The organism is Streptomyces rapamycinicus NRRL 5491, assembly GCF_024298965.1.
GTDB lineage: Bacteria > Actinomycetota > Actinomycetes > Streptomycetales > Streptomycetaceae > Streptomyces > Streptomyces rapamycinicus.
Window position 1 is genome coordinate 7,839,156 of sequence record NZ_CP085193.1, and the last position, 11,602, is coordinate 7,850,757.

Annotated in this window: 7 protein-coding genes; all 7 read left to right on the forward strand. The window is 72.5% G+C overall.

Going from position 1 to position 11,602, the window contains the following annotated elements:
- The first annotated feature begins 54 nt into the window (after window positions 1–54).
- The 7 genes from LIV37_RS32585 (at window position 55) to obgE (ending at window position 11,484) form a co-directional block, all read left to right on the forward strand.
- A complete protein-coding gene (locus LIV37_RS32585; protein ID WP_020871345.1) occupies window positions 55–1,710 on the forward strand; it encodes a CYTH and CHAD domain-containing protein in 1,656 nt (551 codons plus the stop codon).
- A gap of 71 nt (window positions 1,711–1,781) precedes the next feature.
- Window positions 1,782–3,704 (forward strand): TIGR03960 family B12-binding radical SAM protein, encoded by a 1,923-nt coding sequence (locus LIV37_RS32590; RefSeq protein WP_020871346.1) that lies wholly within the window; start codon window positions 1,782–1,784, stop codon window positions 3,702–3,704.
- Between the two features lie 223 nt (window positions 3,705–3,927).
- The gene (locus LIV37_RS32595) at window positions 3,928–4,704 is read left to right on the forward strand and encodes a TIGR03936 family radical SAM-associated protein (RefSeq protein ID WP_121825138.1); all 777 of its coding nucleotides are present in this window, start codon (window positions 3,928–3,930) and stop codon (window positions 4,702–4,704) included.
- Window positions 4,705–4,926: 222 nt separating this feature from the next.
- On the forward strand, window positions 4,927–9,075 hold the full coding sequence (locus LIV37_RS32600) for an Rne/Rng family ribonuclease (RefSeq protein WP_121824242.1): 4,149 nt from the start codon (window positions 4,927–4,929) through the stop codon (window positions 9,073–9,075).
- Window positions 9,076–9,316: 241 nt separating this feature from the next.
- Window positions 9,317–9,637 carry a 50S ribosomal protein L21 gene (rplU, locus tag LIV37_RS32605; RefSeq protein WP_020871348.1) on the forward strand — a complete coding sequence of 107 codons (321 nt, stop codon included), beginning with the start codon at window positions 9,317–9,319 and terminating at the stop codon, window positions 9,635–9,637.
- A gap of 14 nt (window positions 9,638–9,651) precedes the next feature.
- Complete coding sequence (rpmA, locus tag LIV37_RS32610) at window positions 9,652–9,909, forward strand: 50S ribosomal protein L27 (RefSeq protein WP_020871349.1); 258 nt, start codon at window positions 9,652–9,654, stop codon at window positions 9,907–9,909.
- A gap of 141 nt (window positions 9,910–10,050) precedes the next feature.
- Window positions 10,051–11,484 carry a GTPase ObgE gene (gene obgE, locus LIV37_RS32615; protein ID WP_020871350.1) on the forward strand — a complete coding sequence of 478 codons (1,434 nt, stop codon included), beginning with the start codon at window positions 10,051–10,053 and terminating at the stop codon, window positions 11,482–11,484.
- The last annotated feature ends 118 nt before the right edge of the window (window positions 11,485–11,602 follow it).

The window sequence follows — 11,602 nt, forward strand, 5'->3', positions numbered from 1 at the left end:
GGTGTCGCGTCTCCGCTTGGGGCTGATAAGCCCGAGTTTGGGTACGTGACTCACATGGTGGACACGAAGCAGGAGATAGAGCGCAAGTACGAGGCCACCGCCGAGGAAGCCGGTCCGTCCGGGCGGCCCGACCTGCCGGGTCTGCCCGAACTGACCGGAGCGGGGCCGGTCGCGACCGTGGTGAGCCGGGGAGTCGCCACCCTGGACGCCACCTACTACGACACCCCCGGGCGGCGGCTGCTGGCCGACGGCATCACCTTGCGCCACCGCACCGGCGGCGACGACGAGGGCTGGCATCTGAAGCTGCCCGTCGGCCCGGACACCCGGGAGGAGCTGTGGGCGCCGCTCGGCGACGAGGTGCCCGCCGAGATGGCCGCACTGCTGCGCTCGCGGGTCCGCCACGATCCGCTGCGCCCGCTCGCCCATCTGCGCACCGAGCGGGACCGCAAGGATCTGGTGGACGCCGACGGCACGGTGCTCGCCGAGGTGTCCGTCGACCGCGTGACGGCCCGGCGGCTGGCGCCCGAGGAGAGCGAGCCGGCTCGGTGGACCGAGGTCGAGGTCGAGCTCGCCGAGGGCCGCGGCCACGATCAGCGGCTGCTCGACGCGGTCGAGGTGCGGTTGCGCGACGGCGGTCTGCACCGCGCCGACAGCCCCTCCAAGCTTGCCAAGGCCCTGGCCGAGACGGAGAAGGCCGCGGTCACGGCCGAGCGTGGCGGAGGCGGGGGCGGCGAGCGCGCCAAGCCCGCCAAACCCGCCAAGCCCGGTAAGCCCGCGAAGACCGCCCGTCAGGTCGCACGGGCCGCGTCGGAGCCCCGGCGGCCGCTCGGCGCCGACGATGTCGTCCTGGACTACATACGCCGTCAGAACGGCGCCCTGGTACGGCTCGACCCGGCCGTGCGCGGGGACGTGCCGGACGCGGTGCACCGGATGCGGGTCGCCACCCGCCGGCTGCGCAGCGCGTTCCGCTCCTACCGCAGGGTCCTGGACCGTTCGGTGACCGATCCGATCGACGACGAGCTGAAGTGGCTGGCCGGTGAGCTCGGCGTGGAACGCGACCGAGAGGTGCTCACCGAGCGGCTCCAAGGCCGTCTCGCCGAACTGCCGGAGGAGCTCCGGCGCGGCCCGGTGCGCGAACGGCTGCACCACTGGTCGCACGGGCGGCGCGACGGCGCCCGTGCCACCGTCCTGGGCGCGCTGGACAGCGAGCGCTACCTGACGCTCCTGGACACCCTCGACGCCCTGGTGGCCGATCCGCCGCTGCGCCGCGCCGCCGCGAAGCCGGCCGCGCCGGTGGTCGCCAGGGCCGTGCTGCGCGACTACGAGCGACTGGCGGGCCGGATGGCCACCGCGCTGGAGACGCCCCCGGGGCCGGACCGCGACATCGCCATCCACCAGGCCCGTAAGGCCGCCAAGCGGGTGCGCTACGCCGCCGAGACGGCCCGGCCCGCGCTCGGCAAGTCCGCCAAGCGGTTCGCCCGCCGTATGCGGGCCGTGCAGGACGTGCTCGGCGACCACCAGGACAGCGTCGTGGCCCGCGAGGCGCTGCGACAGCTGGCCACCCAGGCCCACGTGGCGGGGGAGAGCGACTTCGCCTTCGGGCTGCTGTACGGCAGGGAGGAGGCGCGGGCGGCCGCACGCGAGCGTGAGCTGCCGGAGCTGTGGGCCGAGATCTCGCACAAGAAGCACCGGGCGGACCTGGAGGCCTGATCCGTGGCGAGGGCGCCCGGCGGGGCAGGTACGCTAGAGGGTCACCCCTGTCAGCTTCACGAAAGTCCGCGATGTCTGTCGAGTCGGTCTTCCCACAGCTCGAGGCCCTGCTGCCGCATGTGCAGAAGCCCATCCAGTACGTAGGCGGTGAGCTCAATTCCACCGTCAAGGACTGGGACTCCTGCGACGTCCGCTGGTCGCTCATGTACCCGGACGCCTACGAGGTCGGGCTCCCCAACCAGGGCGTCATGATCCTCTACGAGGTCCTCAACGAACGCGAGGGCGTGCTCGCCGAGCGCACCTACAGCGTGTGGCCGGACCTCGAGGAGCTGATGCGCGAGCACAAGGTGCCGCAGTTCACCGTGGATTCGCACCGCCCGGTCTCCGCGTTCGACTTCCTCGGCGTCTCCTTCTCCACCGAGCTGGGTTACACCAACCTGCTCACCACGCTGGACCTCGCCGGTATCCCCCTGGACGCCGTGGACCGCACCGAGGACCACCCCGTGGTGGTCGCGGGCGGCCACGCCGCGTTCAACCCCGAGCCGATCGCCGACTTCATCGACTGCGCGGTGATCGGCGACGGTGAGCAGGCCGTGCTCGACATGACCGGGATCCTCCGCGGCTGGAAGGCCGAGGGCCGCCCGGGCGGCCGCGATGAGCTGCTCTTCCGCCTCGCCCGCACCGGCAGCGTCTACGTCCCGAAGTTCTACGACGTGGAGTACCTGGCCGACGGGCGGATCTCGCGTGTGGTGCCGAACCGCTCGGGCGTGCCGTGGCGGGTGTCCAAGCACACCGTCATGGACCTCGACGAGTGGCCCTACCCCAAGCAGCCGCTGGTGCCGCTGGCCGAGACCGTCCATGAGCGGATGTCGGTGGAGATCTTCCGCGGCTGCACCCGGGGCTGCCGCTTCTGCCAGGCGGGCATGATCACCCGCCCGGTGCGCGAGCGGTCGATCACCGGGATCGGCGAGATGGTCGACAAGGGGCTGAAGTCCACCGGCTTCGAGGAGGTCGGCCTGCTGTCGCTGTCCTCCGCCGACCACACCGAGATCGGCGACATCGCCAAGGGCCTCGCCGACCGGTACGAGGAGGACAAGATCGGCCTGTCCCTCCCGTCGACCCGGGTGGACGCCTTCAACATCGACCTCGCCAACGAGCTGACCCGCAACGGGCGCCGCTCGGGCCTCACCTTCGCCCCCGAGGGCGGCAGTGAGCGCATCCGTAAGGTCATCAACAAGATGGTCTCGGAAGAGGACCTCATCCGTACGGTGTCCACCGCGTACGGCAACGGCTGGCGGCAGGTGAAGCTGTACTTCATGTGCGGTCTGCCCACCGAGACCGACGACGACGTGCTGCAGATCGCCGACATGGCGACCAAGGTCATCGCCAAGGGCCGCGAGGTGTCCGGCAAGAACGACATCCGCTGCACGGTCTCCATCGGCGGTTTCGTACCCAAGCCGCACACCCCCTTCCAGTGGGCCCCGCAGCTGAGCGCCGAGGAGACCGACGCCCGGCTGGAGAAGCTGCGCGAGAAGATCCGCGGCGACAAGAAGTACGGCCGCTCGATCGGCTTCCGCTACCACGACGGCAAGCCCGGCATCGTCGAGGGCCTGCTCTCGCGCGGCGACCGCCGGGTGGGCGCGGTCATCCGCGCCGTCTACGAGGACGGCGGCCGCTTCGACGGCTGGCGCGAGCACTTCAGCTACGACCGGTGGATGGAGTGCGCCGAGCGGACCCTGCCCGACTTCGGCCTCGACGTCGACTGGTACACCACGCGCGAGCGCACCTACGAGGAGGTCCTGCCCTGGGACCACCTCGACTCGGGCCTCGACAAGGACTGGCTGTGGGAGGACTGGCAGGACTCCCTCGACGAGACCGAGGTGGACGACTGCCGCTGGACCCCCTGCTTCGACTGCGGCGTCTGCCCGCAGATGCAGACCGAGATCCAGATCGGCCCCACCGGACGGAAACTGCTGCCGCTGTCGGTGAAGTAGCCGAGTAGCCGTACGGCGGTGACATGGCGGTACGGCGGCGATGCAGCGGCCGGGCGGTGACGTAGCCGTCCGGCGGCCCTCCGTCACCGGGCCGCCCGCGCCGCCCACAAAGTAGGCTGGAAGACACCGGGGCCCCGTGGCCCTGGGGTTCGACGGCAAGGAAGTACAAGGAGACAGTCCCCTGGGCAAGCGACAGCCCGAAGGCCCGCCGCCCGCACCCGCGGTGCAGCGCATCCGTTTGCGTTACACCAAGCGCGGCCGCCTCCGGTTCACCAGCCACCGCGACTTCCAGCGCGCCTTCGAGCGGGCGCTGCGCCGCGCCGAGGTGCCGATGGCGTACTCGGCGGGGTTCACCCCGCATCCGAAGGTGTCCTACGCCAATGCCGCACCCACCGGCACCGGCAGCGAGGCGGAGTACCTGGAGATCCAGCTGACCGAGGCGCGTGACCCCGAGAAGCTGCGGGCGGTCCTCGACGAGTCACTGCCCGAGGGGCTCGACGTGATCGAGTCCGTGGAGGCCCGCACCTCGGGGCTCGCCGACCGGCTGCAGGCGTCCGTATGGGAGATCCGGCTCGACCGGGTCGCCCCGGCGGACGCCGATCGGGCCGTCGCGGCCTTCCTGGAGGCCGACACGGTCGAGGTGGAACGCCGGACGAAAAACGGGTTGCGAACCTTCGACGCCCGTGCCGCGGTGGCCCGGCTGGAGACGCTTCCGGCTCGGGCCGATAGGCCCGGCGACGGTGGCTGTGCGATACTGCGGCTGGTGGTACGGCATCTGACACCTGCCGTACGACCCGACGACGTCCTGTCCGGTCTCCGCGCTACGGCCGACCTGGCGCCGCCGGTCCCCGCAGCGGTGACCAGGCTGGCGCAGGGGCTGCTCGATGAGGAGTCCGGCACGGTGACCGACCCGCTCGCGCCCGATCGCGAGGCAGCTCAGGCCGCTACATCCACGGCCGCCGAGCTGACCGCCGCGATGGCGCCGGAAGGTCCCGCGTAGGGCCGCCGTCGATGCGCCGCCGATGCACTTGGGAGCCACCCGGGTCCGGCTGGCGCACTGACCAGAAGACTTTCGCCGGTCCCGACAGATCCGGTCCCGGCGAGCGAGACGACAGCTCCCGTGCGGCGCCCGCGCCCCGGACGGCGGCACCCGCGCACAGTGCGCGGGTGGCCGGCCGGAATCAGGCGCGGCGCCCGGGAGCGTGACGGGAGAAACGCCCGCATGCTCGAACCTATTGAGCCGACCCGACCTGTCCAGCCCCTGGGGTCATCCGCGCCGCGTGCCGTGGTACCCGGGGAACCCATCGACAACACGCCCAGCGACACGCTGCCGCCGCGCCGCCGCCGTGCGGCCTCCCGCCCGGCCGGTCCGCCGCCCGGTGCGGTGAGCGAGGCCGAGGTCACCGCGCCCTCGGTACCGGCCATAGCCGCTGCGCAGACCGGTGCCTTCGCCGCCGCCGAGGCCGCTTCCGAGCCCGTCGCCGCCGGTGCCGCCATGGCCACCGCGGGTGGATCCGTATCCGGGTCCGACACCGAATCCACCGCTCCGCCCGCCCGTACGCGGCGCCGGGTCGCCCGCAAGGCGACCGCTCCGGCCGGTTCGCCGGAAGCCGCGGAGACCGTGGTCCCGGCCGACGCCGGGCTTGGCGGCGAGGAGACCGAGGCCGCCGCCGAGCCGGTGGCGGAGCCCGTGGTGGAGGCCGCCGCCGAGGCCGCTCCGCCCGCCCGTACGCGACGCCGTGCCACCCGTAAGGTGACCGCTCCGGCCGGTGCCCCCGCGGAGTCGGAGGCCGTGCAGCCGAGCGAGCCGGAGGCGGCGGAGGAGCCCGAAGAGACCGAGGAGTCCGCGGCGGCTGCGGCCGCCGAGGCCGAGACCGTGTCCTCGGCCCCCGCCCGTACCCGCCGCCGTGCGACCCGTAAGGCCGCCGCCCCCGAGGGTGCGCCGCAGGCGGAGGCCGCCGACGCGGACGCGTCGTCTGCGGCGGCCGCTGGCGGCAGTGGTGACGAGGCCACGGCCCCAGCCGCAGTCGCAGCCGATGCCCAGGCCGATGAGGCCCCGCGTGCCCGTACGCGCCGTCGTGCGGCCCGTAAGGTGACCGCTCCGGCCGGTGCCCCCGCGGAGTCGGAGGCCGCGGAGGTCGTGCCGCCGAAGGAGCCGGTGGAGCCGGAGGCGACCGAGGAGTCGCCGGCGGCCGCCGAGGCCGAGACCGTGCCCCCGGCCCCCGCCCGTACCCGTCGCCGTGCGACCCGTAAGGTCACCGCCCCCGCCGGAGCGCCCGCGGAGGCCGAGGCCGCCGAGGAGCCCGCCGCCGAGCAGCGTGGCGAGAGCGCCGAGGAGACCGCCGGTACGCGGGCCGAGGACGAGGCGCCGCGCGCCCGCACCCGCCGCCGTGCCACCCGGAGCACCACATCCGAGGAGCCGAGCGGCGCTCAGGAGCCGCAGGCCGCCGAGGCCGAGGCCCCCGCCGCCGAGGCCGCGTCCGAGCCGGAGCCCGCGCCCCGTTCGCGGCGCCGGGCGGCCCGCCCGCCCACGGCCGTGTTCCAGGCGCCCGTCTTCACCGAGCCGGTCTTCCAGACGCCGGAGAGCGCCGCCGCCGCGGCCGCCGCCGCGCTGGAGGAGCCCGAGGAGGAGGACGAGGAGCAGCCGACGGCCGAGGCCGTAGAGCCCGAGGCGCCCGCCGGCCGCCGTCGGCGCCGCCGCCGTGGCGCCGCGCCCGCCGAGGAGCAGCCGGAGGCCGCCGAGGAGCCCGAGGCCGCCGAGGAGAGCGAGACAGAGGCCGAGGCCGGTCAGCCCGAGGGCGAGTCCGGCGAGGAGGAGTCGGGCGACCGTCCGGCCCGTCGCCGCCGCCGTGGTGGCCGTCGCCGCCGTCGTGGCGAGACCGCCGAGGCCGAGGGCGCTTCCGAGACCGGTGAGCGGTACGACGACGAGTCGGCCGCCGAGGGCGAGGGCGCCGACGAGCAGGGCGACGGCCGGGACGACTCGGGCGCCGAGGCCGGTGAGCCCGGCGGCTCCAGCAGCAGCCGCCGTCGCCGTCGCCGCCGCCGTCGCAGCGGTGACGCCGCCGAGCCCGAGGCGGCCGGTGACGACCCGGAGCGCACGGTCGTCAAGGTCCGCGAGCCCCGGGAGCGGCGCGGCAAGGAAGCCGAGTCCGGTGCCGACGAGGTGCAGTCGATCAAGGGGTCGACGCGTCTGGAGGCCAAGAAGCAGCGCCGTCGCGAGGGCCGTGAGCAGGGCCGTCGCCGTGTGCCGATCATCACCGAGGCCGAGTTCCTGGCCCGTCGCGAGGCGGTCGAGCGGGTCATGGTCGTCCGGCAGAACGGCGATCGCACCCAGATCGGCGTGCTGGAGGACAACGTCCTCGTCGAGCACTTCGTCAACAAGGAGCAGGCCACCAGCTACGTCGGCAACGTCTACCTGGGCAAGGTCCAGAACGTGCTGCCGTCGATGGAGGCCGCCTTCGTCGACATCGGCAAGGGCCGCAACGCCGTGCTGTACGCGGGCGAGGTGAACTTCGAGGCGCTGGGGCTCGCCAACGGGCCGCGCCGCATCGAGACCGCCCTGAAGTCCGGCCAGTCCGTGCTGGTGCAGGTCACCAAGGACCCGATCGGCCACAAGGGCGCCCGGCTGACCAGCCAGGTCTCCCTGCCCGGCCGCTACCTGGTGTACGTGCCCGAGGGCTCGATGACCGGCATCAGCCGCAAGCTGCCCGACACCGAGCGGGCCCGGCTGAAGCAGATCCTCAAGAAGATCGTCCCCGAGGACGCGGGCGTGATCGTCCGCACCGCCGCCGAGGGTGCGAGCGAGGAGGAGCTGTCCCGCGATGTCGCCCGGCTGCAGGCGCAGTGGGAGGAGATCAAGAAGAAGGCGAAGAGCGGTAACGCCCCGTCGCTGCTCTACGGCGAGCCCGACATGACCGTCCGGGTCGTCCGCGACATCTTCAACGAGGACTTCTCCAAGGTCATCGTCAGCGGTGACGACGCGTGGGAGACCATCCACGGCTATGTCTCGCACGTGGCGCCCGACCTCGCGGACCGGCTCCAGAAGTGGAACTCGGACGTCGATGTCTTCGCCACCTACCGGATCGACGAGCAGCTGATGAAGGCGCTGGACCGCAAGGTCTGGCTGCCCAGCGGCGGCTCGCTGGTGATCGACCGGACCGAGGCGATGGTCGTCATCGACGTCAACACCGGCAAGTTCACCGGCCAGGGCGGCAACCTCGAGGAGACGGTCACCAGGAACAACCTGGAGGCGGCCGAGGAGATCGTGCGCCAGCTGCGGCTGCGCGACCTCGGCGGCATCATCGTGATCGACTTCATCGACATGGTGCTGGAGTCCAACCGCGATCTGGTGCTGCGGCGGCTGCTGGAATGCCTGGGCCGGGACCGTACGAAGCACCAGGTGGCGGAGGTCACCTCGCTCGGCCTGGTCCAGATGACCCGTAAGCGGGTCGGCCAGGGGCTGCTGGAGTCCTTCTCCGAGTCCTGTGTGCACTGCAACGGCCGCGGCGTGATCGTCCACATGGACCAGGCGTCGTCCGCCGGCGGCGGTGGCGGCAAGCGCAAGAAGAAGAAGTCCGCCGCCGGTGCCGCTCAGCAGCAGGAGCGGGCCGCGGCTGAGGCCGAGGCCGAAGCCGAGGCGGAGTCCGAGGACGTCACCGAGGCGGCGGCCGAGATCGCGGCGGAGGCCACCCAGCCCAAGCCGCTGCCCGAGCCGGTCTTCGCGGCCGACGAGGAGCTGTACAGCAGCGCCGCGGAGGCCGAGGCCGCCGCGACCCGTGGGCGTACGCGCCGCCGTGCCACCCGTAAGGTGTCCGCCCCGGCGGGCGCCCCGAAGGCCGCCAAGGAGCCCGAGGGCGTGGTGGTCGTGGTGGCCGACGAGCGTCGGGAGGCGGTCCAGGCGGAGCCGGAGGCGGCCGCCGAGGCCCCCGCCGCCGCTCCCGCCGAGGAGCAGGCCCCGCTCGAGGGCGTTCCCGCGCCGCGTACGCGCCGCCGTGCGACCCGTAAGGTGAGCGCCCCCGCGGGCTCGCCGACGGGTTCCGAGGAGGCGGCCGTGGTGGTCGTGAGCGGGTCTTCCGCCGAGTCGGAGCCGGAGTCGAGGCCCGAGCCGGAGGCGGCGCCCGAGAGCGCGTCCGCCGAGGGCGAGGCCGAGGCCGCGGCACCGGCGAAGAAGACCGCCCGTAAGGCCGCCAAGAAGGCTCCCGCCAAGAAGACGGCGGCCAAGAAGACCGCCGAGAAGAAGACGCCGGCGAAGAAGACGGCCGCCAAGAAGGCCACGGCCAAGAAGACGACCGCCAAGAAGGCGGCGACGAAGAAGACCGCGGCCGCGGAGCAGCAGACTCCGCAGTCGGTCTCGGCCGCCACTGACGACTGACCCGGCCGCCCGGCCGACCGGGAGGGCACACTGTCATGTGACAGTGTGCCCTTCGGGCTCTGGTAGCCTTGACCCTCGGCGTCTGTACGCCAAACCCCTGAGCACATCCCTTCCGCTTCGCCGGAAGAGGCCGTTCGGCCGATGCTGAATCGCATGATCACTCGGTTGTCGCGACCCCTCGTGGGCCGTGTTGGGCGGCTGGCATCAGAGGTCCGTTTTCTAGCGAGAGAGTGAGAACCGCGTGTACGCAATCGTGCGCACCGGCGGCCGCCAGCAGAAGGTGGCCGTGGGCGATGTCATCGAGGTCGACCGTCTGGCCAGCAACAAGGTCGGCGACACCGTCGAGCTTTCCACTCTGCTCGTTGTCGACGGCGATGCCGTCACCAGCGACCCGTGGGTCCTGGCCGGTGTGAAGGTTCGCGCCGAGGTCGTCGACCACCACAAGGGTGACAAGATCGACATCCTGAAGTACAAGAACAAGACCGGCTACCGGAAGCGGATCGGCCACCGTCAGCTGCACACCGCGCTGAAGATCACCGGCATCGACTCGGCTGCGAAGTAAGGGACTGAGAAGAGATGGCACACAAGAAGGGCGCATCGTCCACTCGGAACGGTCGCGACTCCAACGCCCAGCGGCTCGGCGTCAAGCGCTTCGGCGGCCAGGTCGTCAACGCGGGTGAGATCCTGGTCCGCCAGCGCGGCACGCACTTCCACCCGGGCACGGGTGTCGGCCGCGGCGGCGATGACACGCTGTTCGCGCTGGCCGCCGGTGCGGTGCAGTTCGGCACCAGCCGTGGCCGCAAGGTCGTGAACATCGTTCCGGTCGCTGAGTAATCAGCCCGGGCGATATCGCACAGCCTTTTCCGAGGGCGGACCGCTCTTCCCGTGACGGGAAGCGGGTCCGCCCTCGGCGCGTTACGAGCGTGAGGCACATCAGAACATCCCCGAACCCGTATGTAGCTGGAGGCACCCGTCATGACCACCTTCGTGGACCGCGTCGAACTGCATGTCGCCGCGGGTAACGGAGGCCACGGCTGCGCCTCCGTGCACCGCGAGAAGTTCAAGCCGCTCGGGGGACCGGACGGCGGCAACGGCGGCCGGGGCGGCGATGTGATCCTGGTCGTGGACCAGTCCGTCACCACCCTGCTCGACTATCACCACAGCCCCCACCGCAAGGCCACCAACGGCAAGCCCGGCGAGGGCGGCAACCGCTCCGGCAAGGACGGTACCGACCTGGTCCTGCCGGTCCCGGACGGCACCGTCGTGCTCGACAAGCGGGGCAACGTCCTGGCCGATCTGATCGGGGAGGGCACCACCTACATCGCCGCCCAGGGCGGCCGCGGCGGCCTCGGCAACGCCGCGCTCGCCTCGGCCCGCCGCAAGGCCCCCGGCTTCGCGCTGCTGGGCGAGCCGGGTCACTCCGGCGACGTCGTCCTGGAGCTCAAGACCGTCGCGGACGTGGCCCTCGTCGGCTACCCGAGCGCCGGCAAGTCCTCGCTGATCTCGGTGCTTTCGGCGGCCAAGCCGAAGATCGCCGACTATCCGTTCACCACGCTGGTGCCCAACCTCGGTGTGGTCACGGCCGGTTCGACCGTCTACACCATCGCCGACGTCCCCGGCCTGATCCCCGGCGCCAGCCAGGGCAAGGGCCTCGGCCTGGAGTTCCTGCGCCATGTCGAGCGCTGCTCGGTGCTGGTGCACGTGCTGGACACCGCGGCGCTGGAGTCCGAGCGCGATCCGCTGACCGACCTCGACGTCATCGAGGCGGAGCTGGCCCAGTACGGCGGTCTGGACGACCGGCCGCGGGTCGTCGTGCTCAACAAGGTCGACATCCCCGACGGCAAGGACCTCGCCGACATCATCCGGCCCGATCTGGAGGCCCGCGGCTACCAGGTCCTCGAGGCCTCGGCGGTCGCACATCTCGGTCTCAAGGAGCTGTCCTTCGCCCTGGCGAAGATCGTCGCGGAGGCGCGGGAGGCGAAGCCGAAGGACGAGGCGACCCGGATCGTCATCCGGCCGAAGGCCGTGGACGACGCGGGCTTCAGGGTCGTCGCCGAGGAGGGCTTCTACCGCGTGCTGGGCGAGAAGCCCGAACGCTGGGTGCGTCAGACCGACTTCGCCAACGACGAGGCCGTGGGCTACCTCGCCGACCGCCTGGCGCGCCTCGGCGTCGAGGAGGAGCTGATGAAGGCGGGCGCCCACTCGGGCGACGAGGTCGTCATCGGCCCCGAGGACGACGCGGTCGTCTTCGACTGGGAGCCGAGCCTCGCGACCGGCGCGGAGATGCTGGGCCGCCGTGGTGAGGACCACCGCTTCGACACCCCGCGCCCGGCCGCGCAGCGGCGGCGGGACCGGGATGCCGAGCGCGACGAGGCGGACGAGGAGTTCGACACGTTCAAGCCGTTCTGAGGGCCGCGTGGCCGCAGCGGGGCGCCCCTGGGTGGTCCCGGATGCTCCGGGCTCCCGCGCGGGCTCTGAGCGGGCTTCCCGGTGCCACCCGGCAGATGGCATGACGAAGGGCCCGGGA

Bases quoted from the DNA above. Each gene is read 5' to 3' on its own strand.
- LIV37_RS32600 (WP_121824242.1), top strand. From the start codon at position 4,927: ATGCTCGAACCTATTGAGCCGACCCGACCTGTCCAGCCCCTGGGGTCA.
- obgE (WP_020871350.1), top strand. From the start codon at position 10,051: ATGACCACCTTCGTGGACCGCGTCGAACTGCATGTCGCCGCGGGTAAC.
- LIV37_RS32585 (WP_020871345.1), top strand. From the start codon at position 55: ATGGTGGACACGAAGCAGGAGATAGAGCGCAAGTACGAGGCCACCGCC.
- rpmA (WP_020871349.1), top strand. From the start codon at position 9,652: ATGGCACACAAGAAGGGCGCATCGTCCACTCGGAACGGTCGCGACTCC.
- LIV37_RS32590 (WP_020871346.1), top strand. From the start codon at position 1,782: ATGTCTGTCGAGTCGGTCTTCCCACAGCTCGAGGCCCTGCTGCCGCAT.